The sequence below is a fragment of the Clavibacter phaseoli genome (assembly GCF_021922925.1).
Lineage (GTDB): Bacteria > Actinomycetota > Actinomycetes > Actinomycetales > Microbacteriaceae > Clavibacter > Clavibacter phaseoli.
In genome coordinates, this window is the sequence record NZ_CP040786.1 from 1,238,788 (window position 1) to 1,265,769 (window position 26,982).

Annotated in this window: 25 protein-coding genes and 1 tRNA gene; 6 read left to right on the forward strand and 20 right to left on the reverse strand. The window is 74.4% G+C overall.

The window, feature by feature from the left end:
- Positions 1-63 precede the first annotated feature (63 nt).
- From FGI33_RS05765 to rplU, 13 genes are all read right to left on the reverse strand, one after another.
- A complete protein-coding gene (locus tag FGI33_RS05765; RefSeq protein WP_237582369.1) occupies positions 64-1,068 on the reverse strand; it encodes an SGNH/GDSL hydrolase family protein in 1,005 nt (334 codons plus the stop codon).
- A gap of 41 nt (positions 1,069-1,109) precedes the next feature.
- Positions 1,110-1,433 (reverse strand): hypothetical protein, encoded by a 324-nt coding sequence (locus FGI33_RS05770; protein ID WP_119435312.1) that lies wholly within the window; start codon positions 1,431-1,433, stop codon positions 1,110-1,112.
- 155 nt (positions 1,434-1,588) lie between these two features.
- Positions 1,589-1,661 (reverse strand) — tRNA-Ala (locus FGI33_RS05775).
- Between the two features lie 112 nt (positions 1,662-1,773).
- Positions 1,774-2,208 carry a TFIIB-type zinc ribbon-containing protein gene (locus FGI33_RS05780; protein WP_119435311.1) on the reverse strand — a complete coding sequence of 145 codons (435 nt, stop codon included), beginning with the start codon at positions 2,206-2,208 and terminating at the stop codon, positions 1,774-1,776.
- A gap of 49 nt (positions 2,209-2,257) precedes the next feature.
- Positions 2,258-2,635, reverse strand: coding sequence for a ribosome silencing factor (rsfS, locus tag FGI33_RS05785; RefSeq protein WP_012299154.1), 378 nt, complete (start codon positions 2,633-2,635; stop codon positions 2,258-2,260).
- 39 nt (positions 2,636-2,674) lie between these two features.
- On the reverse strand, positions 2,675-4,192 hold the full coding sequence (locus FGI33_RS05790) for a hypothetical protein (protein ID WP_237582370.1): 1,518 nt from the start codon (positions 4,190-4,192) through the stop codon (positions 2,675-2,677).
- A complete protein-coding gene (nadD, locus tag FGI33_RS05795) occupies positions 4,189-4,791 on the reverse strand; it encodes a nicotinate-nucleotide adenylyltransferase (RefSeq protein WP_015490179.1) in 603 nt (200 codons plus the stop codon). The genes FGI33_RS05790 and nadD overlap by 4 nt, the downstream gene beginning before the upstream one ends.
- Positions 4,792-4,808: 17 nt before the next feature.
- Positions 4,809-5,024, reverse strand: coding sequence for a hypothetical protein (locus tag FGI33_RS05800; protein ID WP_119402173.1), 216 nt, complete (start codon positions 5,022-5,024; stop codon positions 4,809-4,811).
- A gap of 98 nt (positions 5,025-5,122) precedes the next feature.
- On the reverse strand, positions 5,123-6,439 hold the full coding sequence (locus FGI33_RS05805) for a glutamate-5-semialdehyde dehydrogenase (protein WP_237582371.1): 1,317 nt from the start codon (positions 6,437-6,439) through the stop codon (positions 5,123-5,125).
- Positions 6,440-6,488: 49 nt separating this feature from the next.
- Positions 6,489-7,268, reverse strand: coding sequence for a glutamate 5-kinase (gene proB / locus FGI33_RS05810; RefSeq protein WP_119435054.1), 780 nt, complete (start codon positions 7,266-7,268; stop codon positions 6,489-6,491).
- 3 nt (positions 7,269-7,271) lie between these two features.
- Positions 7,272-8,810 (reverse strand): GTPase ObgE, encoded by a 1,539-nt coding sequence (obgE, locus tag FGI33_RS05815; protein ID WP_119435055.1) that lies wholly within the window; start codon positions 8,808-8,810, stop codon positions 7,272-7,274.
- A gap of 122 nt (positions 8,811-8,932) precedes the next feature.
- On the reverse strand, positions 8,933-9,187 hold the full coding sequence (gene rpmA / locus FGI33_RS05820; protein ID WP_012299161.1) for a 50S ribosomal protein L27: 255 nt from the start codon (positions 9,185-9,187) through the stop codon (positions 8,933-8,935).
- Positions 9,188-9,211: 24 nt separating this feature from the next.
- Entirely contained in the window at positions 9,212-9,520 is a 309-nt protein-coding gene (gene rplU / locus FGI33_RS05825; RefSeq protein WP_012038175.1) for a 50S ribosomal protein L21, read from the reverse strand.
- A gap of 291 nt (positions 9,521-9,811) precedes the next feature.
- On the opposite strand from rplU, the gene FGI33_RS05830 reads away from it, so the two are divergent.
- The gene (locus tag FGI33_RS05830) at positions 9,812-10,090 is read left to right on the forward strand and encodes a DUF4031 domain-containing protein (RefSeq protein ID WP_119435056.1); all 279 of its coding nucleotides are present in this window, start codon (positions 9,812-9,814) and stop codon (positions 10,088-10,090) included.
- Between the two features lie 85 nt (positions 10,091-10,175).
- Here the strand turns inward: FGI33_RS05830 and FGI33_RS05835 are convergent, their stop codons facing one another.
- Positions 10,176-13,196 carry an Rne/Rng family ribonuclease gene (locus FGI33_RS05835; RefSeq protein WP_237582372.1) on the reverse strand — a complete coding sequence of 1,007 codons (3,021 nt, stop codon included), beginning with the start codon at positions 13,194-13,196 and terminating at the stop codon, positions 10,176-10,178.
- 305 nt (positions 13,197-13,501) lie between these two features.
- On the opposite strand from FGI33_RS05835, the gene FGI33_RS05840 reads away from it, so the two are divergent.
- Positions 13,502-14,110: a vitamin K epoxide reductase family protein gene (locus tag FGI33_RS05840; protein ID WP_119434451.1), complete on the forward strand. Its 609-nt coding sequence runs from the start codon at positions 13,502-13,504 to the stop codon at positions 14,108-14,110.
- A gap of 62 nt (positions 14,111-14,172) precedes the next feature.
- Here FGI33_RS05840 and ndk read toward each other — a convergent pair whose 3' ends face one another.
- The 6 genes from ndk to FGI33_RS05870 all read right to left on the reverse strand — a co-directional run bounded on the left by ndk (position 14,173) and on the right by FGI33_RS05870 (position 21,626).
- The gene (gene ndk / locus FGI33_RS05845; protein ID WP_012038171.1) at positions 14,173-14,592 is read right to left on the reverse strand and encodes a nucleoside-diphosphate kinase; all 420 of its coding nucleotides are present in this window, start codon (positions 14,590-14,592) and stop codon (positions 14,173-14,175) included.
- A 9-nt stretch (positions 14,593-14,601) separates the two neighbouring features.
- On the reverse strand, positions 14,602-15,099 hold the full coding sequence (locus tag FGI33_RS05850; protein WP_119434452.1) for a DUF4233 domain-containing protein: 498 nt from the start codon (positions 15,097-15,099) through the stop codon (positions 14,602-14,604).
- Positions 15,096-16,670, reverse strand: a complete 1,575-nt coding sequence (locus tag FGI33_RS05855; protein ID WP_119434453.1) for a bifunctional folylpolyglutamate synthase/dihydrofolate synthase — start codon at positions 16,668-16,670, stop codon at positions 15,096-15,098. Before FGI33_RS05855 ends, FGI33_RS05850 begins: the two co-directional genes overlap by 4 nt.
- Positions 16,667-19,969 (reverse strand): isoleucine--tRNA ligase, encoded by a 3,303-nt coding sequence (gene ileS, locus FGI33_RS05860; RefSeq protein ID WP_119434454.1) that lies wholly within the window; start codon positions 19,967-19,969, stop codon positions 16,667-16,669. The genes FGI33_RS05855 and ileS overlap by 4 nt, the downstream gene beginning before the upstream one ends.
- A gap of 243 nt (positions 19,970-20,212) precedes the next feature.
- Positions 20,213-20,971 (reverse strand): class I SAM-dependent methyltransferase, encoded by a 759-nt coding sequence (locus tag FGI33_RS05865; RefSeq protein WP_119434455.1) that lies wholly within the window; start codon positions 20,969-20,971, stop codon positions 20,213-20,215.
- A 49-nt stretch (positions 20,972-21,020) separates the two neighbouring features.
- A complete protein-coding gene (locus FGI33_RS05870) occupies positions 21,021-21,626 on the reverse strand; it encodes a TetR/AcrR family transcriptional regulator (RefSeq protein ID WP_204586278.1) in 606 nt (201 codons plus the stop codon).
- A 104-nt stretch (positions 21,627-21,730) separates the two neighbouring features.
- Here FGI33_RS05870 and FGI33_RS05875 point away from each other — a divergent pair, with 104 nt between their 5' ends.
- From FGI33_RS05875 to FGI33_RS05890, 4 genes are read left to right on the forward strand one after another with little or no spacing between them, the layout of a single operon-like run.
- On the forward strand, positions 21,731-23,377 hold the full coding sequence (locus tag FGI33_RS05875; RefSeq protein WP_119435329.1) for an ABC transporter substrate-binding protein: 1,647 nt from the start codon (positions 21,731-21,733) through the stop codon (positions 23,375-23,377).
- Positions 23,374-24,444, forward strand: coding sequence for an ABC transporter permease (locus FGI33_RS05880; RefSeq protein WP_237582373.1), 1,071 nt, complete (start codon positions 23,374-23,376; stop codon positions 24,442-24,444). Before FGI33_RS05875 ends, FGI33_RS05880 begins: the two co-directional genes overlap by 4 nt.
- On the forward strand, positions 24,441-25,301 hold the full coding sequence (locus FGI33_RS05885) for an ABC transporter permease (RefSeq protein WP_237582374.1): 861 nt from the start codon (positions 24,441-24,443) through the stop codon (positions 25,299-25,301). The genes FGI33_RS05880 and FGI33_RS05885 overlap by 4 nt, the downstream gene beginning before the upstream one ends.
- On the forward strand, positions 25,298-26,968 hold the full coding sequence (locus tag FGI33_RS05890) for a dipeptide ABC transporter ATP-binding protein (protein ID WP_237584024.1): 1,671 nt from the start codon (positions 25,298-25,300) through the stop codon (positions 26,966-26,968). The genes FGI33_RS05885 and FGI33_RS05890 overlap by 4 nt, the downstream gene beginning before the upstream one ends.
- Positions 26,969-26,982: the final 14 nt, after the last annotated feature.

Below are 26,982 nucleotides of genomic sequence, written 5' to 3' on the forward strand. Positions count from 1 at the left end.
AAGCAACACGAAACCACACGAACCCACATCGACCTCGGCGGTCCGGTCACGGAGCGACGCGGATCAGCGCCCGAGCGCCGCCGCCTCCTCGCGCAGCACACCCGCCAGGGCGCCCGCCTCCCAGGCGAGACCGGTCGCGTTGGGGTGGAGGGGTACGGATCCCTGGCTGCCACCGAGCCCCGCCACGTACGGATCCCCGGCGTCGCCCGCGCAGGAGCCATGCGCCGCGGTCGGGGTCTCCTGGTCCACGAACCGGGCACCGGCGTCCGCCGCCGCCCGGGCGATCGCGCCGTCGAGCTCGCGCTGGATCCCCGCGAGCCACGCCGCGTCCCGGTCGGTGAGGAGCACCTGGCCGTTCGCCGTCGACGTCGCCGTCGCCCGCAGGCAGCCCTCCGCGGGGAGCGCGTCGGGATCGCCGAGCACGGTCAGGTAGCCGAGCGCGACGATGCGCGCGTCGGGTGCCGCGGCGCGGATCCGCGCGAACGCCTCGCCGAGACGCGTCGCCACCTCCCCGTCGATGCGCGCCCGGACGCCGTCGGTGCCGCCGGCGGGCGCGAGCGCGTCCACGCAGGTCGCGGGCCCGGCCGCGACGGGTCCGTCCGGATCCCGGGCGAGGCATCCGCCGACGAGCGCCGGGAAGCCGAGGTCGTTGCCCCCGAGGCGCACGAGGACGACGTCGGCGCCGTCCGCCAGCGCGTCGAGCTGCGCGGGCACGGTCTGGCCGCCGCGCTCCCGCGGGGCGATGAGGTCGGCCGTGCTGGCGCCGTCGCAGGCCGCGTCCACGAGCTCCGCGCCGACCTCCGCCGCCGCGACCCGCACCGAGGAGGCGACGGTGCGGCCGCACACACCCGGGTCCCCCGGGAGCGGCTCGGCGGGTCCGGTGCCCGTGGAGTACGAGTCGCCGAGGGAGACCACCCTGAGCGGGGCCGCCGGGGCCGTCGGCATGACGACGTCGGGGGACGCGCAGCCGGACGCCAGGATGAGGAGGGCGGTCGTGGACGCCGCGAGGGCGGCCCCGCGGATCCGGGAGGCGGCGCGGGCGACGGGGCGTGCGGGACGGCGGTGCATCGCCTCGACCCTACGCGCGGGCGCGTCCCCGGTCGGCCGGGTCAGTCCTCGATGCGGCGCTGGCGCGCGTACACGACGACGGCGACGATCAGACCGACGACGAGCCCCGCTGCCAGCGGGAAGAGGAACCCGCCCGGGCCGATCTGCGTCACGACGCTGCCGTGGTCGATGCGGGTGTCGACCACGCCGGGCACGTCGAGTCCCGGGTAGCCCTCGGTGCCCTGGGCGAACGAGGTGATGAGGAGCGTCACGATCACGGCCGCGCCCACCACGAACGCCGCGAGGAAGCCCAGCACCGCGGAGCCGACGACCGACGTGCGGTGCGGGTCGGTGGTGCGGGTCCGGTGCAGGGTGGCGTGCGACATTGTGGAGCTCCAGGGGTCGATGACCTGAGCCACGGTACCCGCGTCCTCCAAGTGGAGGACAGTCCCCCGATCGGGGAGCGATCCCGCATCGAGGACGAGGAGAGCGGAGACGAGAAGAGCCCCGTCCCTCCGTGAGGAGGAGCGGGGCTCGAGGGTGGATCTGAGGGGATTCGAACCCCTGACCCCCTGCATGCCATGCAGGTGCGCTACCAACTGCGCCACAGACCCGTGATCCGCTTCCCTGCGGAAGCGACTCGTCTACATTACTACACATTCCGACCACCCCATGACCAGGGCATCCTCGTCGCCGGACGGCGGATGGTCCGACGGCGACGAGGGGTCAGTCGAAGAGCTCGCTGAGCCAGCTCTCCTTCTTGCGGCGCTTCCCGCCGTGCCCGTCGCCGTAGCCGTGGCCGCCCGCGGCGGGGTACGCCGACTCGCCGCGGACCCCGTACGCGTCGCCCCGCGATCCGGGGTCGCGGTAGCGGTCGTCGTCCCGGCGACGGTCATCCCCGCGACGGTCGTCATCCCCGCGGCGGTCGTCGTCACGGCGACGGTCGTCGCGGCGCGGATCCGGGTAGCCGCCGAGCGGGGCGGCCGGAGCCGACGGCGACGCGGCCGCCGGAGCGGCGCGCATCTCCTGCTCGGCGCGGTCGAGGATCTTGTCGAGCTCGCCGCGGTCGAGCCAAACCCCGCGGCAGTCCGGGCAGTAGTCGATCTCGACGCCGGCGCGCTCGCTCATCACGAGGGTCGCGGAGTCGTTGGGGCACTTCATGCGGGGAGCTCCTCGCGGGTGCCGGGCGTCGCTGCCCGGGGGGATGGGGTCAGGATGCGGAGGCCGTCGGCTCGATCTCGAGGGCGACGACGGGGCAGTCCTTCCAGAGGCGCTCCAGCGAGTAGTACATGCGGTCCTCCTCGGTGAAGACGTGGGCGACGACGTCGCCGAAGTCGAGAAGGATCCAGCGGCCCTCGCTCTTCCCCTCGCGGCGCAGCGGCTTGGCGCCGGCCTCGATCATCTTGTCCTCGATCTCGTCGGCGACCGCCTGCGCGTTCCGCTCGTTGCGAGCCGAGGCGATGAGGAAGACGTCGGTGAGGGGCAGGGGCCCGGAGACGTCGAGCGCGACCAGGTCGATGGCCTGCTTGGAGTCGGCAGCGGATGCGGCGACCTTGAGCAGGTCGAGGGCGCGGGGAGAAGCGGTCACAGAGTCCTTCCGGGACGGGTGGGATGGTGCGTCAGACGATCAGAATACATTCGTCATGAACGCGACGATGACGAGGCCCGCGCCGATGACGGCGACTCCCCCGGCCGTGACGGCCGCGACCACGGGCGCGGTGAAGCGCTTGCGGGGCGGCGGCTGCACGACGGCGCGCGTCGAGGTGTGGGTGCTGACGGCCCGGCTGGCGCGCACGGGCTCGGAGTCGGATCCGGCGGGGGCGTGGTCGTGGTCGTCGCCCTGCTCGAGGATGCGGTCCATGTCGGCCGTGTCGAACCGGTCCGGGTGCGTGCCCATCGAGCCGAGGCTGCGGGGCAGGTCGATGGAGCCCGTGATGATGATCTCGCCCGTGCTGTTGAGCGCCTGCTGCATGTCGTTGGCGTGCGGCACGGACGGGAGGATGAAGTGGTTGCCGGTGTGCGGCTGGTCCTCGTCGACCTGGTCCTGCACCGACCAGTGGCCGGTCGGCGGGGTGAACGGGGTGCGGGCGTCGGGCGCCTCGATCGTGACGCCCGGCGCCTCGACGACGACGCGGTCCTCGGCCTCGACGCGATCGACCGCGTCCACGTCCTCGACCTCGACGCCCTCGGTGGCCGCGGACGCCCGGGTGCCGAACGCCGGCTCGATCACGTGCGCGGCGGATCCGGTGACCCACGGGGCGGGCTCGAGGGACGGCGCGGGACGCGGATCCTCGTCGCGGCTCGGCACGTGCGAGGCCAGCGGCGGCACGGTCGGCTGCTCGCCGGAGTCGTCCACGTCGCGGTCGGCGGCGTCGTCGGACGGGACGATGGGCGCGAAGGGCCATGCGGACGGCGTCTCGGAGGAGCGGTCCGCGAGGGCGTCGGCGGCCGTCGAGGACGTCTCGGGTGTCGTGGTCGTGGTCTCCGAGGTGGCGACCACGCCCTCCTCGGACGCGACCGCGTCAGGGGTCTCGGCGGGAGCGGACCGGCGGTAGGCGCTGCCGTAGGGGGCGCGCGGACGGGGCGTCGCCCGGGATCCGCGGCCGTAGCGCGCGTACGGCGGGACGGACGGCTCGGTGGCCGGCGTGGGAGGGGCGTCGTCGACGGGAGCGGCGGTCGATCCCGTCGTGGCGGCGGGCTCCGGAGGGGCGGGGCGGTCGGACCCGTCGGCGTCCTCGCCGTGGTCGGAGCCGCGCTGCTGCCGGGCTGCCTCCTCGGCCTCGCGGATCGCGCGGAGCTGCCGGCGCGTCAGCACGCCGCCGGACAGCAGGATCGCGGAGGTCTCGGGTCCCACGCCGGGCGCGCTCAGGGGCTCGGGTGCGGACGACGACGCCTCGGCGGGTCGGTCGTCATCCGCGGCCGCGGCGGGCGCGGTCTCCGACTCGGCCGGAGCCGCGGGGGCCTCCTCGACCGCGGCGGAGGCGTCCTCCGCCGGCGCGTCGTCGGCCTCGTCGATGCCGAGCTCACGCGCGCGGGCGCGCTCGGCGGCGCGCATCTCGCGGCGGCTCAGCCCGAGGGTCGCGGGAGCGGGACCGTCGTCGAACGAGGTCGGCCCGGGGTCGGGCGCATCGTGGGAGGGGGTCATTGCGGGCTCCGATACAGGTGGTGCTTGGAGATGTACTGGACGACTCCGTCGGGGACGAGGTACCACACGGGGAAGCCCCGTCCGACACGGGCCCGGCAGTCGGTCGAGGAGATCGCCAGCGCCGGGACCTCCAGCAATCTTACGTCGGCGTGCGGGAGGCCGCTCTCGGTCAGGTCGTGGCCGGGACGGGTGACGGCGACGAAGTGCGCCAGGTCCCACAGCTCGGCGACGTCCTTCCAGCCGAGGATCTGCTGGATCGCGTCCGCGCCCGTGATGAAGAAGAGCTCCGCGTCCGGGTGCGTGCGCCGGATGTCGCGGAGCGTGTCGATCGTGTACGTGGTGCCCGCGCGGTCGATGTCGACGCGGCTCACGGTGAAGCGCGGGTTGGCCGCGGTCGCGATCACGGTCATCAGGTAGCGGTGCTCGCCGTCCGTGACCGTCTGCTTCTGCCACGGCTGCCCGGTGGGGACGAAGATCACCTCGTCGAGCTGGAGGTGCTGCTGCACCTCGCTCGCCGCGACGAGGTGGCCGTTGTGGATGGGGTCGAACGTGCCGCCCATGACCCCGATGCGGAGGCGCGGGGTCGCGGGTGTCGTCATCTGGCGGGTGCTCGCGCTCAGTGCGTCGAGTCGGCGGTGCCGTGGCCCTGCTCGGCGACGGGGGGCTTGCCCCACTTCTCCGAGTGGCGGTTGCTCACGTCGCGGAAGCTGAACATGACCACCCCGAGCGCGACGAACACGACGGCCGCGACGGCCGGGAACACCCACAGCGGAGCGGCGAGCTCCATGGCGTGCTCGGTCTCGGCGAGGATGGTGGTGGTCAGCGCGTGCATGGGATCTCCGTTCGTGGCACGCCCCGTCGAGCGGAGGCGGCGCCTGCCATCCTACCGGCGGGCCCCCGCACGGGGCGCACCCGCGGCCGGGCGCGCCGTCAGCCGCGGACCTGGCCGCTCCCCCGCACGACCCACTTGGTGCTGGTGAGCTCCTGGAGTCCCATCGGACCGCGTGCGTGCAGCTTCTGCGTGGAGATGCCGACCTCCGCGCCGAACCCGAACTCGGATCCGTCGGTGAAGCGCGTGGACGCGTTGACCATGACGACGGCCGAGTCCACGGCGGCGAGGAAGCGCTCGGCCACGGCGAGGTCGGCCGTGACGATGGACTCGGTGTGGTGCGTCGACCATCGGGCGATGTGGGCGACGGCGTCCTTCACGGAGTCGACGACGCGCACGGCCAGGTCGAGCGAGAGGTACTCGGCGGCCCAGTCGTCGTCGGTGGCGGGGACCGCGTCGGGCCACAGCGCGCGCACCGCGGCGTCGCCGTGCACGGTCACGCCGCGGTCGCGGAGGGCGTCGAGCACGGCGGGCAGGATCCGGGCCGCGGCGTCGCGGTGGACGAGGAGCGTCTCCATCGCGTTGCACACGCTCGGGCGGCTGACCTTGGCGTCGACCGCGATGTCGACGGCCATGCGCGCGTCGGCCGACGCGTCGAGGTAGACGTGGACGACGCCCGCCCCGGTCTCGATGACGGGCACGGTGGACTCCTCCACGACGGTGCGGATGAGCTCGGCGGACCCCCGTGGCACGAGCACGTCCACGAGGCCGCGCGCCCGCATGAGCCGGGCGGCGCCCGCGCGGCCGTGCGCGTCGACCGTCTGCACCGAGTCCGCGGGGAGGCCGGCGCGCTCGAGGGCGCCGCGCATCACGTCGACGAGGACGGCGTTGGTGCGGAGCGCGGCGGATCCCCCGCGCAGCACGACGGCGTTCCCGCTCTTGAGGGCGAGGGCCGCGATGTCGACCGTGACGTTGGGTCGCGCCTCGTAGATCGCGCCGACGACGCCGAAGGGCACGCGCACCTGCGAGAGCAGCAGGCCGTTCGGGAGCGTGCGGCCGCGGACGACGTGGCCGAGCGGGTCGTCGAGCGCGCGGATCCCGGAGACGGCGTCGGCGAGCGACGCCACGCGCCGCGCGTCGAGCGTCAGCCGGTCGAGGAGGCCGGTCGCCAGCCCGGATGCACGGCCCGCGGCGAGGTCGGCGGCGTTCGCGGCGACGATGCGGTCGGACGCGTCGACGAGGGCGACCGCGACGGCGTCGAGCGCCGCGTCGCGCCGGACCGACGTGCTGGCGGCGAGGGCCGTGGACGCCGCCCGGCCGGCCACGAGGATCCGCTCGAGGTCGTCAGCGGGGTGGGAGTCCTCCGGGATGACGTCGGCGGGTAGGACGGCGGAGGCGCCGGGGGCGTTCGAGGGCATGCACGGCAGCCTAGCCAGGCGCGCCGGCCCGGGAGCGTCGACGGGCGGCTCAGCCGCGGGGCGCGAACCAGGTGCCGACGGGGGCGCCGTCGAGGGCCTCCGCCACCTGCGCGGTCGACGTGAGCAGGACCCCGGTGCCGGCCTCGGCGGCGAGGCGCGCGGCGGCGACCTTCGTCACCGCTCCCCCGGTGCCCACGCCCGTGCCCGTGCTGCCGATCTCGACGCCCTCGAGCTCGTCGCCGAACGCTACGTGCTCGATGCGTCGGGCACCGGGCTCCTGGGGCGGCCGCGTGTAGAGCGCGTCCACGTCCGAGAGGAGGAGCAGCAGGTCGGCGTCGACCAGCCGGGCGACGAGCGCGGCGAGCCGGTCGTTGTCGCCGAAGCGGATCTCGTGCGTGGCCACGGTGTCGTTCTCGTTGACGATCGGCAGCAGCCGGAGCCCCAGCAGGCGCTCCATGGCGCGCTGCGCGTTCTCGCGGTGGTCGGGCGCCGCGAGGTCGCCGGCCGTGAGGAGCACCTGGCCCGCGACGATGCCGTAGCGGTCGAGGCTCTCCTGGTAGCGGAAGATCAGCACGCTCTGGCCGACCGCGGCGGCGGCCTGCTGCGTGGCGAGGTCGGCCGGGCGGTCGTCCAGCCGGAGGAAGGGCATCCCCGTCGCGATGGCGCCGGAGGAGACGAGGACGATCTCGGCTCCCCGTGCGTGCGCCGACGCGATCGCGTCCACGAGGGGCGCGATCTGGCCGGCGTTCTCCCCGCTGATGGAGGACGAGCCGACCTTCACGACGATGCGCCGCGCGGACGCGACGCCCGCGCGCGTGGCCGTGCCCACCCGCTACGCCCTGTCGTCCGTGGGCGCGTCCTCGTCGGTCGCGTCGTCGTCCGCCCAGAGGCCCGCCTCGCCCTCGCGCACGAGCTGCGCGCGGGCCTCGGCCTTGGCGTCCATGCGGGCGAAGTAGTCCTCGCGACGCGCCTGGTTGGTGCGGCGGCTGATCGGGTCGACGCGGGCGTCGGCGCCGCGGGGGCTCGTGATGAGCTCCGCCGTCGACGTGAGGGTGGGCTCCCAGTCGAAGACGATGCCGTCGCCCTCGCCGATGACGACGCTGGATCCGGCCACGGCGCCCGCCTTGAACAGCCCGTCCTCGACGCCGAGCTTGGCCAGGCGGTCAGCGAGGTAGCCGACGGCCTCGTCGTTGGTGAAGTCGGTCTGCTGCACCCAGCGCTCGGGCTTGGTGCCGATGACGCGGTAGATGTCGCCGTAGCTGCCGCCGTCGACGCGGATGGTGAACGGCTTCTCGTTGACGGCGCGGGGACGCAGCACGATCCGCGGGGCCTCGGGCTCCTCGGCGGCCTTCCTCCTGGCGTCCTCGACGAGCTCGGCGAGGGCGAAGGACAGCTGGCGCAGGCCGTCGTGGCTGACCGTGGAGATGTCGAAGACGCGGTAGCCGCGGGCCTCGAGCTCGGGACGGACGAGCTCGGCGAGCTCCTGGGCCTCGGGCACGTCGATCTTGTTGAGCGCGATGAGCTGCGGACGCTCGAGCAGCGGCACCTGGCCGGCGGGCACCGGGTAGGCGGCGAGCTCGGTGAGGATGATGTCGAGGTCCGAGATGGGGTCGCGGCCGGGATCCAGCGTCGCGCAGTCGAGCACGTGCAGGAGGGCGGAGCAGCGCTCGACGTGGCGGAGGAACTCGAGGCCGAGGCCCTTGCCCTCGCTCGCGCCCTCGATGAGGCCGGGCACGTCCGCGACGGTGTAGCGCGAGTCCGCGACCTCGACGACGCCGAGGTTCGGGTGCAGCGTGGTGAAGGGGTAGTCGGCGATCTTCGGCTTCGCGGCCGAGATGGCGGCGACCAGGCTCGACTTGCCCGCGGACGGGTAGCCCACGAGCGCCACGTCGGCGACGACCTTCAGCTCGAGGACGACGTCGCCCTCGTAGCCGCGCGTGCCGAGCAGAGCGAAGCCCGGCGCCTTGCGCTTGGTGGTGGCGAGCGACGCGTTGCCGAGCCCGCCCTGGCCGGCCTCCGCCGCGATGAAGCGCATGCCGGGCGTGGCCATGTCGGCGAGCTCGTTGCCGTCCACGTCCTTCACGACGGTGCCCACGGGCACCGGGAGCTCGAGCATCTCGCCGAGCGTGCCGTGGCGGTGGTCGCCCATGCCGGGACCGCCGTTGCGGGACGAGCGGTGCGGACCGCGGTGGTAGGCCAGCAGCGTCGTGACCTGTGGGTCGGCGACGAGGACGATGTCCCCGCCGTTGCCGCCGTTGCCGCCGTCGGGTCCCGCGAGGGGCTTGAACTTCTCGCGGCGGACCGAGACGCAGCCGTTGCCGCCGTTTCCCGCCCGCAGGTGGAGGGTCACGGTGTCGACGAATGTCGCCATGGCTGTCGCTCGTTTCTTCTAGAGGTGTTCCCCGCGAAACGCACGCAAGGGCGGGCCGAGGAGGCCCGCCCTTGAGGTGCTGCGCGGCAGTGCCGCTGCAGGGTCCGTGCTGTCGGCCTGCGCTAGGCCGGGACGACGATGTTGACGACCTTGCGGCCGCCCTTGACGCCGAACTCCACCGAGCCGGCGGAGAGGGCGAACAGCGTGTCGTCGCCGCCACGCCCGACGTTGACGCCGGGGTGGAAGTGCGTGCCGCGCTGGCGGACGATGATCTCGCCGGCGCCGACGACCTGGCCGCCGAAGCGCTTCACGCCGAGGCGCTGGGCGTTCGAGTCACGGCCGTTGCGGGTAGAGCTCGCGCCCTTCTTGTGTGCCATCTGCTTCTCCCTGCGTTCTCAGTGCTAGTTGATCTCGGTGACCTGGACGCGCGTGAGGTCCTGGCGGTGCCCCTGGCGCTTCTTGTACCCGGTCTTGTTCTTGAACTTCTGGATGACGATCTTGGGACCGCGGAGGTCGTTCAGGATCTCGGCGCTGACGGTGACGTCGGCGAGCTTCGCGGCGTCCGTGGTGATGGTGTCGCCGTCGACGAGCAGGACCGCGGGGAGCACGACCTTGCCGCTCTGCTGGTTCTTGACCCGGTCCATCGTGACGATGGTCCCGACCTCGACCTTCTCCTGCCGACCGCCGGCGCGCACAACTGCGTAAACCACTTTTCCGTACCTGTTTTCTCTCGCGGGCTTGACTCACTGGGGACTTGACGCCCTGTGGCCCGAATCATTGGAGGAAGTCTGCCGCAGGCGCACGATCTCTGGGGATCGGCGCATGCCAGCGACTCACGTTACCGGAACGCCGGACAGGGGTCAAACTCCAGGCCCCCGGCGTCCTCGGTCGATCATACGCGAGCCGGCGCCCGTCCCGCCGCATGCGCGCCGGGCGCGTCGCGCGTGTCCCGTCCGCTCCCCCGGACCGCCGACGCGGCGCCGCCTGCCTAAGCTCGCAGCATGAGCGTGCTCCTCGACCGACCGGCCTGGCCCGCGCACGGCCGGCTCTGGGCACACCTCGTGAGCGACGCGTCGCTCGAGGAGCTGCACGCCTTCGCCCGCGCCGCCGGGATCCCGGAGCGCGCCTTCGACCGCGACCACTACGACGTGCCCGAGGAGCGGCACGCGGAGCTGGTGGCGCGCGGCGCCGAGCCGGTCTCCAACCGCGACCTCGTGCGCCGGCTGCAGGCGAGCGGCCTGCGGGTCACCCAGCGGGAGCGGCGCGCGCCCGGCTCCTGACCGCGCGTGGTCGACGACGACCGAGGGCCCGGAGCGGATGCTCCGGGCCCTCGGTCGTGCGGCCGCCGAGCGGGCGGCCGACGCGTCAGCTCGCGTCGTCGGCCGGGGCCGGCGTCGTGAGCGTCTGCGTGGAGACCCGGCGGCTGCGCGAACGCCCCTGGCCGGGCTCCTTGGGCTGCGGCAGCGCGTCGAGCACGGAGCCGAGCAGCTGCTCCGCGTCGGCCGAGCTCACGCGGCGCGGGGCCGTGCGGGTGCTCGCGACCGGGATGTCGAGGATCTGCACGGGCTCCAGGCGGATGGCCTCGCGCGGCTCCAGCGTCGACAGGGCGGGCTCCTCCACGGGAGCGTCGGCGGGCGTCGGGTCCTCGGCGGGCGCGGACGGCGCCTCGACGGTGGGCGCCTGCGTCTCCGAGCGCTCGGGCGCCTCGGCGGTCGCGGACGACGCGCGTCCCCGGCCCCCGCGGCTGCGACGCGGGCGGTCGCCGCGCGGCTGCTCCTCGACGGGAGCGGCGTCGGCCTGCGACGGGGCCTCGGCTGTCCCGTCCGGCGTGCGCACGACGTCCTCGACCCGGTCGATGGCCTCGGTCACCGTCTGGATGGTGCTCGTGGCGATCTTCGCCAGGGCGCTGCGCGCGTCGTCGGTGATGCTGTGGGTGCTGGCCGCGGGCGGGCGCTGCTGCTGCTGCTGCGCCTGGCCGCCCCCGCTTCCGCGACCGCCGCCGCCGTTGCCGCCGCCGGTGCCGTGGTCCTGCTGGCCCTTGCCGCCGCGACGACGACCCTGGCCCTGCACGGGCTCCTGGGGCGTCTGCTTGTGGGCCATGAGCGGGTCGTGGTGGATGATGATCCCCCGCCCGGCGCACGTCTCGCAGTTCTCGGAGAACGACTCGAGCAGCCCGAGGCCGAGCTTCTTGCGGGTCATCTGCACGAGGCCGAGCGAGGTCACCTCGGCGACCTGGTGCTTGGTCCGGTCGCGGCTGAGGCACTCCACCAGGCGGCGGAGGACGAGGTCGCGGTTGGTCTCGAGGACCATGTCGATGAAGTCGACGACGATGATCCCGCCGATGTCCCGCAGGCGCATCTGGCGGACGATCTCCTCCGCGGCCTCGAGGTTGTTCTTGGTGACGGTCTCCTCGAGGTTGCCGCCGGATCCGACGAACTTGCCCGTGTTGACGTCGACCACGGTCATGGCCTCGGTGCGGTCGATGACGAGCGAGCCGCCGGAGGGCAGCCAGACCTTGCGGTCGAGCGCCTTCTCGATCTGCTCGCTGACGCGGTAGTGGTCGAACGAGTCCTTCTCGCCCGAGTACGTCTGCACCCGGTCGATGAGGTCGGGCGCCACGCCGCGCAGGTAGCCCTCGATGATCTCCTGGGCGTCGCCGCCGTCGATCACGAGCTCGCGGAAGTCCTCGTTGAAGACGTCGCGGATGATCTTCAGCAGCAGGTCGGGCTCCGAGTGCAGGAGCGCGGGCGCCTGCGCCTTCTCGACCTGGCGGCTGATCTCGGCCCACTGCGACGTGAGGCGCTCGACGTCGAGCTTCAGCTGCTCCTCGGTCGCGCCCTCGGCGGCGGTGCGGACGATGACGCCCACGTTCTCGGGCAGCACCTCCTTGAGCGTCTTCTTGAGGCGCGCGCGCTCGGTGTCGGGGAGCTTGCGGCTGATGCCGTTCATGGACCCGTTGGGCACGTACACGAGGTAGCGGCCGGGGAGGCTCACCTGGCTCGTGAGGCGGGCGCCCTTGTGGCCGACCGGGTCCTTGGTGACCTGGACGAGCACGCGGTCGCCGGGCTTCAGCGCCACCTCGATGCGACGCGCGTGGTTGCCCGGCCCCTTGTCGGCGTTGGCGGCCTCCCAGTCGACCTCGCCGGAGTAGAGCACGGCGTTGCGGCCGCGGCCGATGTCGATGAAGGCGGCCTCCATGCTGGGCAGCACGTTCTGGACGCGGCCGAGGTAGACGTTGCCGATGAGGGACGCCTCGTCGGCGCGGGCGACGTAGTGCTCCACGAGCACCTGGTCCTCGAGGACGCCGATCTGGATCTTGCCGTCGCGCGAGCGCACGATCATGCTGCGGTCGACGGACTCGCGGCGCGCCAGGTACTCCGACTCGGTGAGGACGGGGCGGCGGCGGCCGGCGTCGCGCCCGTCGCGGCGGCGCTGCTTCTTGGCCTCGAGGCGCGTGGATCCCTTGATCCGCTGCGGCTCGGTGATGAGCTCGGGCTCGCGCGGCGTGCGGACCTTGACGACCGTGCCGGGCGCGTCGTCGCCGTCGCGGCCCTCCTCGCCGGAGCGGCGGCGCGCGCGGCGGCGGACCGACGGCGAGTCGTCCTCGTCGTCGTGGTCGTCGTCGCGGGGGTCGCGGCCGCGGCCGTCGCGGCTGACGCCGCGGTCCTGTCCGCGGCCACCGCGACGCGAGGAGCGCGAGGGGCGGTCGTCGCGGTCGAGGTCGTCGTCCTCGTCGCGGGCGTCGTCCCGGCGGTCGTCCCGGCGGTCGTCCCGCTCGCGGCGGGGAGGCAGCGGCGCGATGTCCGGGGCCTGGAAGAAGACGGAGAGGGACGGCACGGCGCGTGCCGGAGCCGCGGGGGCCTCGGCGGCGGGCTCGTCGACCGGCTCGGCCGCGGCGGGCTCGTCGACGGTCGCCTCCGTGTCGGCGACGCCGCCGACGGGCTCCTCCTGCTCGGCCGGGACGGCGGCCTTGCGGGGGGCGCGCTTCCGGGGCGCCCGGGCGGCGGGCGCGGCGGGCTGCTCGGCGGCCGGAGCGTCCTCGGAGGCCGCGGGAGCGGAGGCCGAGGCCGAGGCGGACGCGTCGACGCTGGCGTCGTCCGGCTGGGCGACCGCGGGCGCGGATGCGGGCGTGCTCGCGCGGCGGGAGCGTCGGACGACCGGCGCCTCCGTCTCGTCGGGCGTGGATCGGGTGTCGTCGTTCTCGTTCAGGGTGTGGCCCTTCGCTTCGGAGGCGGCGGGCGTGCCGCTCGCCTCGGGGGTCGCGGACGCGGGGATGGCGGGCGTGCCGCCGGTCCCCGTCGCCGCGGTCGTCTCGGCGCGACGGCCCGTGAGCCGCTCGAAGAGGCTGGGTCGCCTCCTGCCGGTGTTCTCGTCTCTCTCCACCATCTCTGGTGCACTCCTCAACCGGTCGGTACGGCCGCGCCGTGCCCCGGTAGCTCTCCGAGTGGATCCCCGCGTACGCGGTTCTCCGTCGATCCTGGTCTGCGACGTCCGGCCCGAGGCTTCGGTCGTGCGCACTGGTGCGGAACTGGCTGTCCGCCGCCGGACGTGCCGGGCGGTCCGGGTCTGCCCCGGGAAAGACTCTTCATGGCGGTCGTCCCGCGCGGCGGGTCGACCTGCCTGCCAGTATCGCACGCCGACGCCCACCCGGCCGTCAGGGTCGGCGCTCCCCCGTCTGCCATGATCGCCGCATGACCGCCACCCGGGCCCCCGCGCACCCCCGCTCGCTGGCCGTCCTGCTCGTCGTCACGGGCGTCGTCGGCTGGATCGGCGCGTTCGTCCTCGTGCTCGACCGGCTGCACCTCCTGGAGAACCCGGGCGCGTCGCTCTCGTGCGACGTCAACCCGTTCATCTCGTGCGCCACCGTCATCCAGTCGCCGCAGGGATCGCTGTTCGGCTTCCCGAACCCGCTCATCGGCGTGGCGGCGTTCGTGGTGCCCGTCGTGATCGGCATGGCCCTGTTCGCGGGCGCCCGGTTCGCGCGCTGGTTCTGGACGCTGTTCGCGCTCGGCACGCTCGGCGGCTGGGTGTTCGTGACGTGGCTCTTCACGCAGAGCGTCTTCGTCATCGGCGCGCTCTGCCCGTACTGCCTCCTGGTGTGGAGCGCGATGATCCCGCTGTGGTGGGGCACGCTCTCCGCCACCGCCCGCGCGGGGCTCCTGCCGCTGCCCGCGGGCGTCCGCCGGGCCGCCGACGCCGTGGCGCCGTACACGTGGGCGGTCGTGGTGCTCAACTACGCGATCATCGTGGTCGCGATCATCGCGACGTTCCCGGCGCTCATCCCGACGCTGTTCGGCTGAGGCGCCCGGACGACGAGAGGGGCCGACCGGATCGCCGGTCGGCCCCTCTCGTCTCGCGGGTCCTAGAACCAGAGCGCGAGCTCGCGCGCGGCCGACTCCGGGGAGTCGCTGCCGTGCACGAGGTTCTGCGCCACGGCGAGGCCCCAGTCGCGGCCGAGGTCGCCGCGGATCGTGCCGGGGGCGGCGCCCGTCGGGTCGGTCGTGCCGGCGAGCGAGCGGAAGCCCTCGATGACGCGGTTCCCGGCGACGCGCACCGCGACGATCGGGCCCGACTCCATGAACTCCACGAGCGGCTCGTAGAACGGCTTGCCCTGGTGCTCCTCGTAGTGCTGCTCGAGCAGTGCGCGCTCGGCCTGGACCATGCGGAGGTCGACGATCTGGTAGCCCTTGGCCTCGATGCGGCGGAGGATCTCGCCGGTGAGGCCGCGGGCGACGCCGTCGGGCTTGACGAGGACGAGGGTCTCCTGGACGGGAGCGGACATGGGTGCCTCCTACGGGGTGGGAGCCGGCGGCTCGGTGGTCGGTCGGTGGTCGGTGGGGCGCTCGTCGCCCGGCGCGGGCGCGTTGCCCGCCGCGGCCTGCTCGTCGAGCATGGCCTGCTCCCACGCGCCGCGCGCGGCCGCCTTCTCGCGGTCGATGCGGGCGCCCTGCACCATGGCGTAGATCCAGAGCAGCAGGAAGAAGCCGCCGACCGCGAACATCGCGGGCAGCACGAAGCCGGTGAGGACGACGAGCACCTGCACGACCCAGCCGGCGCGGATGCCCAGCGGAGTGCGGAGCGCGCCGACGACGGCGAGCATGGCCAGCACGAGGAGGGCGCCGCCGCCGAGCGCGGGGAGCGCCGGTAGCGCCTCGAGGCCGAAGGCGACGAGGCTCGCGAGGAACACCACGATGACCTGGAAGCCCATGACGATGGATCCGAGGATCTCGACCGTCGTGCGCGGCGGGCGCGGCCGTCGTGTGCGGGCCGGGCGGCCGTCGGTGCTCACGCGGTCTTCCAGCCCTCGTCGGCGGCGTGGGCGATGGCCTCGCCGACGAGGAGGATCGAGCCGGTGACGAGCGCCGCGCCCTTCTCGGTCTCACCCGCGGAGTCGCGCGCGTCCTCGAGGGCGGTGCGGAGGTCGGGTTCGACCGTGACCCGGTCGCGGCCGACGACGCCGACGACGATGCGGGCCAGCTCGTCGGGATCCACCGAGCGCTCCGACGTGGACCGCGTGACGATGAAGTGGTCGACGACGGGCGCGAGCTCGCGCACGATGCCCTCCGCGTCCTTGTCCGCGAGCACGCCGATGACGGCCGTGACGCGGTCGAACGTGAAGTAGACGGGCAGCGCGGCCGCGAGCGACGCGGCGCCCGCGGGGTTGTGGGCGGCGTCGACGAGCACGGTCGGCTCGGTGCCCACGACCTGCAGGCGGCCGGGGCTCGTCGCGGTGGCGAGGCCCTCCGCGAGCACGTCGTCGTGGATGGCGTGGTCGCCGCCGCCGAGGAACGACTCGACCGCGGCGATCGCGACCGCGGCGTTCTGCGCCTGGTGCGCGCCGAAGAGCGGCAGGAACACGTCGCGGTAGGTGCCCGCGAGGCCCTGCACGCTGATGATTTGGCCGCCGACCGCGAGGGTCGTGTCGAGGAGGCGGAACCGCTCCCCCTCCATCGACCACGTCGACTCCGTCAGCTCGGCCGCGCGCATGAGCTCGGCCACGACCTCGGGGTCCTGCGCGCTCGACACCACGTCCGCGGCGGGCTTGACGATGCCGGACTTGGTGCGCGCGATCTCCGCGACGGTGGATCCGAGGCGCTGTGTGTGGTCGAGCGAGACGGGCGTGAACACGGCGACCTGGCCGTCGCCGACGTTGGTGCTGTCCCACTCGCCGCCCATGCCGACCTCGATCACGGCGACGTCCACGGGCGCGTCCGCGAAGGACGCGAACGCGAGCACGGTGAGCGCCTCGAAGAAGGTGACGGGCTCCTCGCCCGCGGCGACGAGCTCCTGGTCGACCAGGTCGATGAAGGGCTCGACGTCGGCCCAGTTGCGGCTGAGCGCCTCGTCGGTGATCGGCAGGCCGTCGACGACGATGCGCTCGTTGAAGCGCACGAGGTGCGGGCTCGTGAAGAGGCCCGTGCGGAGGCCGGTGGCGCGCAGGATGCTCTCGGTGATCCGGCTCGTCGACGTCTTCCCGTTGGTGCCGGTGACGTGCACGATCGCGTACGCGCGCTGCGGGTCGCCGAGCAGCTCGACCACGCGGCGGGTGGCCGACAGGCGCGGCTGCGGCGCCTGCTCCCCCATCCGGGCGAGCAGCGCCTGGTAGACGGCGTCGCCCTCGCGCTCGAAGTAGTTCTCGTCGTCGACCTCGCGGCCGGCCACGATGGACTGCTCGGCCTCGCGGCGGAGCTCGGCGGCGTCGTCGGCGAAGAGCTGGTCGTCGCTCAGGCCGTCGACGTCGGGGTCGAGCGCGCGCGCCGCGGCGTCGACGCCCTCGTCCGTCTCGGGCTCGAAGTCGTCGTCCCGGCGGACGTCGTCCGCGTCGTCGTCGAAGGGGCGTCCGCCCCGCTGGTCGTTCATGCTCGCTCCACCTCGATGTCCAGGGGCGATCCGCCGCCGACGGTGATGCCGGCCTCCGTCGCCTCCGCGTCCGCGTCGATCCGCAGGGCCACCGCCAGGGTCTCACGGGCGATGAGGTCGCGGAACCGCTCCGCCTGCTCGGCGCCCGCGGCGTCCAGCCGGATCACGAGGGAGATGCGGTCGCTCACGTCGAGCCCCGCGCCCTTCCGCGCGTCCTGCACGTTGCGCACGACGTCGCGCGCCAGGCCCTCGGCCTCGAGCTCCGGCGTGAGCGCGGTGTCGAGCAGCAGGAAGCCGCCGCCCGGCAGGAGCGCGAGCGCCTGGTCGGCGCGGTCGCCCGCGACCTCCAGGACGAGCTCGTACTCGCCGGCCACGAGCGGCACGCCGCCCGCGACGACCTGGCCGTCGGCCTCCGTCCAGTCGCCCTGGCGGGCGGCCTGGATCACCTGCTGCACGCCCTTGCCGAGGCGCGGCCCGGCGACGCGCGCGTTGACGGTGAGGCGGCGCGTGATCCCCGCGTCGGCCGCGCTCGTCGGGGTCAGCTCCTCGACGGACACCGACTTGACGTTGAGCTCGTCGCGCAGGATGTCCTCGAACCGGGCGAGCCCGTCGGCGTCGTCGCTCACGACCGTGAGGCGCGCGAGCGGCTGGCGCACGCGGAGGCCGGACTGCTTGCGGAGCGAGAGCGCGGTCGAGGCGACCTGGCGGACCCGGTCCATCACCTCGACGAGGCGGTCGTCCGCGGGCAGGTCGTCGGGCTCCGGCCAGTCCTCCAGGTGGACGCTGCGCCCCCCGGTGAGGTCCTTCCAGATGCGCTCGGACACGAGCGGGAGCAGCGGCGCCGCGACGCGCGTCACGGTCTCCAGGACCGTGTGCAGCGTGTCGAACGCGCGCGTGTCGCCCTGCTCCGTGCCCGCCCAGAAGCGGTCGCGGCTGCGGCGCACGTACCAGTTGGTGAGCACGTCGGCGAAGTCGCGGAGGGAGGCGGCGGCCAGCGTCGAGTCGAGCGCGGTCATGTGCTCGGTGACCTCGATGACGAGGCGGCGCGTGCGGGCCAGGATGTAGCGGTCCAGCACGTCGTCGCTCGTCGTGTCGCGCGTCGCCTCGTAGCCGCCGGGCTGCGCGGAGTTGGCGTAGAGCGAGAAGAAGTACCAGGTGCTCCAGAGCGGGAGCAGCACCTGGCGGACGCCCTCGCGGATCCCCTCCTCGGTGACGACGAGGTTGCCGCCGCGGAGCACGGGGCTCGCGAGCAGGAACCAGCGCATGGCGTCGGATCCGTCGCGGTCGAACACCTCGTTCACGTCCGGGTAGTTGCGGAGCGACTTCGACATCTTCTGGCCGTCGTTGCCGAGCACGATGCCGTGGCTGACGACGCTCGAGAACGCGGGCCGGTCGAAGAGGGCGGTCGACAGCGCGTGCAGCGTGTAGAACCAGCCGCGGGTCTGCCCGATGTACTCGACGATGAAGTCGGCCGGGCTGTGCTGGTCGAACCACTCGCGGTTCTCGAACGGGTAGTGCACCTGCGCGAACGGCATGGATCCGGAGTCGAACCAGACGTCGAGCACGTCCTCGATCCGGCGCATGGTGCTCTTCCCCGTCGGGTCGTCGGGGTTCGGCCGCGTGAGACGGTCGATGAAGGGGCGGTGCAGATCCGTCGGGCGCACGCCGAAGTCGGCCTCGAGCTCGTCGAGGCTGCCGTACACGTCGATGCGCGGGTAGGCCGGGTCGTCGCTCTTCCACACCGGGATGGGGCTGCCCCAGAACCGGTTGCGGCTGATCGACCAGTCGCGGGCGTTGCCGATCCACTTGCCGAACTGGCCGTCCTTGACGTTCTCGGGCGTCCACGCGATGTCCTGGTTGAGGCGCACCATGTCGTCGCGGAAGTCGGTGACGCGCACGAACCAGCTGGAGACCGCCTTGTAGATGAGCGGGTTCTTGCAGCGCCAGCAGTGCGGGTAGGAGTGCTCGTAGCTGGCCTGGCGGACGAGGCGGCCCTGCGCCTTGAGCATGCGCGTGAGCGTCTTGCCGGCGTCCGACCACAGCTCGCCCGCGACCTCGGGGACGGTGTCGACGAAGCGGCCGCCCTCGTCGAGCGAGAGGATCACGGGGATCCCGGCCGCGGCGCAGACCTGCTGGTCCTCCTCGCCGTAGGCCGGGGCCTGGTGGACGATGCCGGTGCCGTCCGTGGTCGTGACGTAGTCGGCGACGAGCACCTGCCACGCGTTCTCGGTGCCGAACGCCTCCGTGTCGGCGTAGAAGTCCCAGAGGCGGTCGTACGCGACGCCCTCGAGCTGGCGGCCGAGGACGGTGCGGGAGACGGCGGCGCGGGCCTCGTCGGCGGACGCGTAGCCGAGGTCCTTGGCGTAGTTCCCCACGAGGTCCTGGGCGATGAGGTACTCGGATCCGAGCACCTCGGCCGCGAGCTGCACGGACGACTCCCGGGGCAGGGCGTCGGGCGCCTCGGCGTCCGGCGTGCCCGCGGGGCCGGCGGGCACCACGGCGTAGGTGATGTCCGGCCCGACCGCGAGCGCCATGTTGGTCGGCAGGGTCCAGGGCGTCGTCGTCCAGGCGAGCGCGCGCACGGCCGTGAGGCCGAGCGACTCCGCCTTCGCCCCGACGAGCGGGAAGGTGACGGTGACCGACTGGTCCTGGCGCATGCGGTAGACGTCGTCGTCCATCCGCAGCTCGTGGTTGCTCAGCGGCGTCTGGTCGTGCCAGCAGTACGGCAGCACGCGGAAGCCCTCGTAGGCGAGGCCCTTGGCGTGCAGCTCCTTGAACGCCCAGATGACCGACTCCATGAAGTCGAGGTCGAGCGTCTTGTAGTCGTCCTCGAAGTCGACCCAGCGGGCCGACCGGGTGACGTAGTCCTCCCACTCGCCCGTGTACTCGAGCACGGAGCGGCGGGCGACGGCGTTGAACTCCTCGACGCCCATCTCCTCGATCTCGCTCTTCTCGGTGATCCCGAGCTGGCGCATCGCCTCGAGCTCCGCGGGCAGGCCGTGCGTGTCCCAGCCGAAGCGGCGGTGGACCTGCTTGCCGCGCATGGTCTGGAAGCGCGGGAACGCGTCCTTGGCGTAGCCCGTGAGGAGGTGCCCGTAGTGCGGGAGGCCGTTGGCGAAGGGCGGGCCGTCGTAGAAGACCCACTCGTCGCATCCCTCGCGCCGCTCGACGGAGGCGCGGAAGGTGTCGTCGCGCTTCCAGAAGGCGAGGATGCCCTTCTCGACGTCCGGGAAGCGCGGGCTCGCGGCGACCTGGTCGGGGGCGCTCGGGTCGTCGGGGACGGGACGGGGGTAGGTCATGGCATCTCCTCGGGCGTCGGCTCCGCGAGGACGCCCGGATCCCTCGTGCGGATCCCCGAGCGCGGTACCACCCCGCTTGCCACGCGACGCGCGGCCACTCTCCTGAAGGCGATGACGGGCCCGACCCGTTCGGTTCTACTGACCGCGTCCTCCGCGGCTTTCTTCCGAAGGCTCCCCGGTGATGGCCGGATCGGCGCCTGTGCGGTCGATCCTAGCGCGCCGTCGCGGCGGGACGGGGCGCGCCTAGCCGCCGAGCTGGGCGCGGTACGCGTCGACGCGGTACGGCAGGTCGAGCGCGTCGCGGCCCGCGGTGTCCGGGTGGCCGGCGAGGAGCGTCCGGATGTCGTCGAGCACCCGGGCGCGCGCGGCATCGGGCAGCGTGCTGATCCGGCTGATGGATCCGGCGAGGGCCACCACGTCCTCGGGTGCCACGCGGTGCACGTGGGCGAACGACGCGTGCTCGACCGGGCCGAAGCCGGGGAACGGGCCGGGCTCCGTCGCGCGGCCCGCGGCCCGGGCGCCCGGCTGGAGCAGGGCGTCGAGCTCGCGGACCCAGTCGACCTCGGTGTCCATCACGTTCCAGACGATGCCGAGGCGCCCGCCCGGACGCAGGACGCGCGCGGCCTCGCGCGCTGCGGCGCCCGCGTCCATCCAGTGCCAAGCCTGCGCGACGAGGACGGCGTCCTCCTCGCCGTCGCCGACGGGGATCGCCTCGCCGCTGCCCGCCTGGACGTCGACCTCCGGCGAGGACGCCGCGAGCACCTGGCGCATCCGGTCGTCGGGCTCGACCGCGGTGACGGCGAGGCCGCGCGCGGCGAGGAGGCGGGTGAGCTTCCCGGTCCCCGCGCCGAGGTCGACCACGCGGCGAGCGCCGGCCGGGAGCATCCAGTCGACGGCGTCGTCGGGGTAGCCCGGGCGGACGCGGTCGTACTGGTCGGCCACGGCCCCGAACGAGGAGGCGAGGACGGAGCGGTCGGGCTGCGGGGCGGCGTCGGCGGTCATGGGCCCATCATCGCCCGTCTTGACAGGTGGACGGGGCGCGCGCCGCACGTCACCCGAGGGTCGCGTCGAGGGCCGGGCGGAGCGGATCCAGCGCGCGGCGGACCGCGTCCTCGAGCGGCCCGCGGCCCACGCCGTCCCCGGCCCACGCGACGACCGCGGCGGCCGTCGCGGCGGCGATCACGGCGGCCGCGACGCGCACGGGCGCCGCGGAGGCCCGGCGGCCGGACGCGCGCGCGATGGCCTGCGCGACGGGATCCACGAGCGGCGCCGCGCGGGCCACGCCCTCGCCCGCGACGTCGGCGCCGAGCCCCATGACCTCGTGCTGCGTGAGAGCGAGCGGCAGCCAGCCCTCGCCCCGGGAGCGGGCGGCGCCGATCACCGCGTCGACGACGCCGTCGACGACCGAGCCGCCGGCGTCCGCTGACGCGAGGGCGTCGCCGCACGCGCGCAGGGTGTCGTCGAGCCCCGCCCACAGCAGGTCGGCCTTGGAGGCGAAGTAGTTGAAGAACGTGGCGCGGCTGACGCCGGCGCGCTGGGCGATCTGCTCGACGGTCGTCGCGGCGTACGTGTTCTCGAGGAACAGCTCCGCCGCGGCCTCCTCGAGCGTCGCGCGCGACGAGCGGCGCGGACGGCCGGCGGGACGGGCGGAGGTCATGCGCCCATCCTGGCGCACCGGAGCGGCTGCTTCCGCGTATTGTTGGACTCGGTACAGAAACACCCGCACCAGCGCCCGCAGCGGCGCGCACATCGGAAGCCCCCATGATCCCCACCTCGCGCACCCGCGCCCTCGCGGGCCTCGGCGTCATCGCCGCGACCGCCCTCGCCCTCACCGGCTGCACCTCGGCCGAACCCGAGGCGTCGACCACCCCCGTCTCCGGCGGCACGCTCGTCTACGCGTCCGGCGACGCCGAGCCCGAGTGCCTCGACCCCCACGTCGGCGGCAACTACCCGCAGGCGCTCGTCTCCTCCCAGTTCCTCGAGCCGCTCGTCTCCCTCGACGGGAAGGGCGGGATCACGCCGTGGCTCGCCGACAGCTGGACCTGGAGCGACGACGGGCTCGGCCTCACGCTGGAGCTGCGCCAGGGGGTCTCGTTCACCGACGGCACGCCGTTCGACGCGGACGCCGTCGTCGCGAACATCCGCCACGTGCAGGATCCCGCGACGCTCTCCTCTACGGGCTACCTCGCGCTGCAGGCGATCGCCGACGCGACCGCGGTCGACGCCGACACCGTGCAGCTCACCCTCTCGACCCCGGACAGCGCGCTGCTCGAGTCCCTGTCGCAGCCCTGGCTCGCCATGGAGTCGCCCGCCGGGATCGCCCGCGGCACCGACGCGAACTGCGCGCAGCCCATCGGCACCGGCCCGTTCAGCGTCGAGCGCTGGGACCGCCAGCAGTCCATCTCGCTCGTGCGCAACGACGCCTACTCGTCGCCGCCCGCCGACGCGGCGCACACCGGCCCCGCGTACCTCGAGCGCATCGACTGGCGCTTCCTGCCGGACGCGGCCTCCCGCTACGCGGCGCTGCAGAGCGGCGAGGTCGACGTGATCGACAACGCGCAGCCCGACGCGATCGCCTCGGCCACGGCGGGCGGCGCGCTCGGCGAGCTGGACGCGCCGCGGCCCGGCGCCTCGAACCGCATCGAGCTGAACTCGGGCCAGGCGCCCTTCGACGACGAGCGCGTGCGCGAGGCCTTCATCCGCTCGGCCGACGTCGACGCGGGGATCACCGCGCTCTTCCAGGGCACCGCCGAGCGCTCGTACTCGCCGCTCGCGAGCACGGAGCCGGCCGCCGTCTCCGACCCCGACCTCTTCGGCATCGACGCCGACCGCGCGGCGGCGCTCCTCGACGAGGCCGGCTGGTCCGCGAAGGACGCCGACGGGATCCGCACGAAGGACGGCACGCGCCTCACGCTCCGCTTCCCCGTGAGCACCAACCAGTCGATCCCCGCCGAGCAGTCGCTGTTCGAGCAGATCCAGGCCACCACCAAGCAGGTCGGCTTCGACGTGCAGCTCGAGCCCATGGACCTCGGCTCCTGGTACGAGGCGCTCGGCGACGACGCGTACGAGCTCGTCAGCGCGCCGTACACGAAGGCCGGACCCGACGTCCTGCGGATCCTCTACGACACCTCCGGCATCACGCCCGCGCCGAGCGGCTACTTCGCCAACCACGCCAAGGTGTCGGTGCCCGAGATCGACCAGGCGCTCGCCGAGGCGCGCGCCACGACCGACCTCGACCGGCGGAACGCGCTCTACGCCGACGTGCAGCAGCGCGTGATGGCCGGGTACTGGATCCTGCCGCTCTACGACCAGCAGAACCACTTCCTGCACGGCACCGCCGTCCAGGGCCTCCGGGCCCTGCCGTCGGTCTCCACGCCGACGCTGTACGACACCTGGCTCGCCCGGTGAGGCGCGGCCGCGCTGTCCGCGCGTCCGGCTCCCGTCGATCCGCGCCGCTGCGCGCCGTCGGGGCCCGGATCGGCGGCGCGGTCCTCGTCCTCTGGGCGGTCGCGACCGTCACGTTCCTCGCGGTGCGGCTGATCCCGGGAGATCCCGCGCAGGCGATCCTCGGCGGCCCCGGGTCGCAGGCGCCGCCCGAGGCGGTCGCCGCGGTGCGCGCCGAGTACGGGCTCGACCAGCCGCTCCTCGTGCAGTACCTCGCGCAGCTCGGCCGCCTGGCGCAGGGCGACCTCGGCCGGTCGTACGCGCTGCGCGAGGACGTCGTCGCGGTGCTCGCGCGGCAGCTGCCGGACACGCTATTACTGGCCGTGCTCGCGCTCGCGGTCGCGTGGATCCTCGCGCTCGGCCTCGCGCTCGTCTCCTCGGGCGCGGGGCGCATCGCCGGGGCGCTGGGCGCCGGCGTCGAGATCGTCGCGGCGTCGCTCCCGCACTTCTGGATCGGCGTGGTGCTGATCCTCGTCTTCTCCACCGGGCTCGGCTGGTTGCCGGCCGTGAGCGGATCGTCGCCCGCGGGCCTCGTCCTCCCCGTCCTCACGCTCGCGATCCCGCTGGCCGGCTTCCTCGGGCAGATCATGCGCGAGGCGCTGCTGGACGCGCTCGACTCCCCGTTCGCGCTCGCGGCACGGGCGCGCGGCGAGTCCGAGGCGGGCGTGCGGCTGCGGCACGCCCTGCGGCACGCGGCCGCCCCCGGGATCGCGCTGTCCGGCTGGGCGTTCGGCTTCCTCATCTCGGGCGCCGTGGTCGTCGAGCAGATCTTCGCCCGCCCCGGCCTCGGCCGCACCGCGCTCTCGGCCGTGACCAGCCGGGACGTGCCCGTCATCGTGGGCGTGGTGCTCGTGGTGGCGGTCGTCTACATCGTGCTCACGGCCGTGACGGACCTCCTCGCGCGCATCGTCGACCCGCGGCTCGTCGACGCGCGCACCGGGCCCGTGCCCGCGGCCGCTCCGGTCCCCGCGGGCGTCGCGCCCGTGGCCGACCCCGCGGCAGCGGCCGACGCGCCGGCGGCCGCCCGATGAGCGACCCCCGCGCCGCGACGCTCCTCGCCGCCGCGCCGTCGCGCCCCCCGGTCCGGATCCTGGCCGTGGCCGGCACCGCGGGCGCCGCGATCGTCGTGCTCGCGCTCCTCGTCTCCGCCCTCGCCCCCGGGCTCGTCGCGCCGGGCGACCCGCTCGCCATCGCGCCCGCCGAGGCGTTCCGTCCTCCCGGCGCCGGTCACCTGCTCGGCACCGACGAGTCCGGTCGCGACGTGCTCACGCGCGTCGTGCACGGCGCGGGCCCCAGCCTCGTGATCGGCGTGAGCGCCACGGCCATCGGCCTGGGCCTCGGCGCGGTCCTCGGGCTCGCCGCCGCGCTCCTGGGTCGCGTCGCCGACTTCGCCGTCAACCGCGTGATCGAGGTCGTCTTCGCGTTCCCGGGCCTCCTGCTCGCCCTCTTCCTCATCGTGATCCTCGGCCCCGGCATCGGCAGCGCCACCCTCGCCGTCGGGATCTCGGCCGCGCCCGGCTACGCGCGCATCATCCGCGGCCGGGTCATGTCCGTGCGCCGCTCCGCGTACGTGGAGGCGGCGACCGTGCTCGGCCGCCCGCCGCTCGTGGTGCTCGCGCGGCACATCCTGCCGAACACGGCCGCGCCCCTCTTCGTGCTCGGGACGCTCGGCGTCGGCCAGGCCATCGTGTGGGCCTCGTCGCTCAGCTACCTCGGGTTGGGGACGGTGCCGCCGGATCCCGAGTGGGGCGCGATGCTCGCGGCCGGCCGCACCTACATCGGCTCCGCGCCTTGGCTGACGGTGGTGCCCGGGCTCATGATCGTGCTGACCGCGACGGCGTCGACCGTGCTCGGCCGGGCGCTCGAGCGACGGGTGCGCGCGTCGTGAGCGGCGGATCCGTGCCCGGCGCGACCCCGACGCCGCCCGCCCTGCGCGTCGAGGACCTCCGCGTGTCCTTCGACGGCGTCCCCGTGGTGCACGGCGTCTCCCTGCGGATCGCGCCCGCCGAGTGCCTCGCGCTCGTCGGCACGTCCGGCTCCGGCAAGAGCGTCACCGCGAGGAGCCTCCTCGGCCTCGCGGGCGCCGGTGCCGACGTCCGGGCCGACGTGCTGGAGATCGGCGGCCGCGACCTGCGCGCCGCCGGTCCCCGCGCGTGGCGGCGCGTCCGAGGATCCGGCGTCGGCCTCGTGCTGCAGGACGCGCTCTCCTCGCTCGACCCGCTCCGCCCCATCGGCCGCGAGATCGGCGACGCCCTCCGGATCCACGGGATGCGGGACCCCCGCGCGCGTCGGGCGCGCGTCCTCGAGCTGCTCGAGCGCGTGGGCATGCCGGACCCCGCGACGCGCGTGCACCAGCGCTCCGGCGAGCTCTCGGGCGGGCTCCGGCAGCGGGCGCTGCTCGCGGCCGCCCTCGCGATGGATCCGCCGCTGCTCGTCGCCGACGAGCCGACGACCGCGCTCGACGCGACCGTGCAGGCGCGCATCATCGACCTGCTCGCCGACCTGCGCACGCGCGGCCAGGCCACCCTGCTCGTCAGCCACGACCTCGCCGTCGTCGCCCGCCTCGCCGACCGCGTCGCCGTGATGCACGACGGCCGCGTCGTCGAGGAGGGCCCGACCGCGGACGTCCTCCGCGCGCCGGCCCACCGCCGGACGCGCGCGCTCGTGGCCGCGGTGCCGACGGGCGTCCCGCGCGGCGTCGCGCTGTCGGAGGCCCGCATCGACGCGGCCGCAGCGGCCCCCGCCGCGAGCGCCGCGCCGCACGCCGACGACCGGGTCGTCCTCCGCGCCACGGGCGTCACCCGCTCCTTTCGCGGTCCCGCCGGATCCGCGCGCACGGCCGTCGACGACGTCTCCCTCGAGGTGCGCCGCGGCCGCACGCTCGGCCTCGTCGGCGGATCCGGGTCGGGCAAGACCACGGTCGCCCGCCTCCTGCTCGCGCTCGAGGAGCCGGACGCGGGCGTCGTCACGCTCGACGACGCGCCGTGGAGCGGCATCCCGGAGCGCGAGCGCCGCGGCCGCCGCGCGCGCGTCGGCGCCGTCTACCAGGACCCGCTCGCGTCCTTCGACCCGCGCTGGACCGTCGACCGCGTCCTCCAGGACGCCCTCGCCGTCGCGGGCCTCCGCGGCGCCCGCGCGTTCGACTCCCCCGCCACGCTCCTCGCGCAGGTGGGCCTCGAGCCGGCGCTCCTCCGCCGACGTCCTGCGCGGCTGTCGGGCGGCCAGCGGCAGCGCGTCGCCATCGCGCGCGCCCTCGCGGCCCGCCCCGACGTGCTGATCTGCGACGAGCCCGTCTCCGCCCTCGACATCGCCGTGCAGGCGCAGGTGCTCGACCTCCTCGACGAGCTGCAGCGGCGCCTCGGCCTCGGCCTCCTCCTCATCTCGCACGACCTCGGCGTCGTGGCGCACATGAGCGACGAGGTCGCCGTCATGTCCGACGGCCGGATCGTGGAGCGCGGTTCCGCCGACGACGTGCTCACGCGCCCGACGCACCCCGTCACCCGGGCGCTGCTCGCCGCCGTCCCGCGGCTGGATCCGGACGCCGCGCCGCGCTGACCGGCCCGGCGCCC

Excerpts from the sequence above, each read along its gene's own strand:
- FGI33_RS05770 (WP_119435312.1), bottom strand. The coding sequence starts at position 1,433 with ATGTCGCACGCCACCCTGCACCGGACCCGCACCACCGACCCGCACCGC.
- FGI33_RS05870 (WP_204586278.1), bottom strand. The coding sequence starts at position 21,626 with ATGACCTCCGCCCGTCCCGCCGGCCGTCCGCGCCGCTCGTCGCGCGCG.
- FGI33_RS05790 (WP_237582370.1), bottom strand. The coding sequence starts at position 4,192 with ATGACCCCCTCCCACGATGCGCCCGACCCCGGGCCGACCTCGTTCGAC.
- FGI33_RS05830 (WP_119435056.1), top strand. The coding sequence starts at position 9,812 with ATGAGCGTGCTCCTCGACCGACCGGCCTGGCCCGCGCACGGCCGGCTC.
- ndk (WP_012038171.1), bottom strand. The coding sequence starts at position 14,592 with ATGTCCGCTCCCGTCCAGGAGACCCTCGTCCTCGTCAAGCCCGACGGC.
- FGI33_RS05800 (WP_119402173.1), bottom strand. The coding sequence starts at position 5,024 with ATGCACGCGCTGACCACCACCATCCTCGCCGAGACCGAGCACGCCATG.
- FGI33_RS05780 (WP_119435311.1), bottom strand. The coding sequence starts at position 2,208 with ATGAAGTGCCCCAACGACTCCGCGACCCTCGTGATGAGCGAGCGCGCC.
- nadD (WP_015490179.1), bottom strand. The coding sequence starts at position 4,791 with ATGACGACACCCGCGACCCCGCGCCTCCGCATCGGGGTCATGGGCGGC.
- FGI33_RS05855 (WP_119434453.1), bottom strand. The coding sequence starts at position 16,670 with ATGAACGACCAGCGGGGCGGACGCCCCTTCGACGACGACGCGGACGAC.
- FGI33_RS05805 (WP_237582371.1), bottom strand. The coding sequence starts at position 6,439 with ATGCCCTCGAACGCCCCCGGCGCCTCCGCCGTCCTACCCGCCGACGTC.
- rpmA (WP_012299161.1), bottom strand. The coding sequence starts at position 9,187 with ATGGCACACAAGAAGGGCGCGAGCTCTACCCGCAACGGCCGTGACTCG.
- FGI33_RS05835 (WP_237582372.1), bottom strand. The coding sequence starts at position 13,196 with ATGGTGGAGAGAGACGAGAACACCGGCAGGAGGCGACCCAGCCTCTTC.
- FGI33_RS05765 (WP_237582369.1), bottom strand. The coding sequence starts at position 1,068 with ATGCACCGCCGTCCCGCACGCCCCGTCGCCCGCGCCGCCTCCCGGATC.
- ileS (WP_119434454.1), bottom strand. The coding sequence starts at position 19,969 with ATGACCTACCCCCGTCCCGTCCCCGACGACCCGAGCGCCCCCGACCAG.
- FGI33_RS05885 (WP_237582374.1), top strand. The coding sequence starts at position 24,441 with ATGAGCGACCCCCGCGCCGCGACGCTCCTCGCCGCCGCGCCGTCGCGC.
- FGI33_RS05875 (WP_119435329.1), top strand. The coding sequence starts at position 21,731 with ATGATCCCCACCTCGCGCACCCGCGCCCTCGCGGGCCTCGGCGTCATC.
- obgE (WP_119435055.1), bottom strand. The coding sequence starts at position 8,810 with ATGGCGACATTCGTCGACACCGTGACCCTCCACCTGCGGGCGGGAAAC.
- FGI33_RS05865 (WP_119434455.1), bottom strand. The coding sequence starts at position 20,971 with ATGACCGCCGACGCCGCCCCGCAGCCCGACCGCTCCGTCCTCGCCTCC.
- FGI33_RS05840 (WP_119434451.1), top strand. The coding sequence starts at position 13,502 with ATGACCGCCACCCGGGCCCCCGCGCACCCCCGCTCGCTGGCCGTCCTG.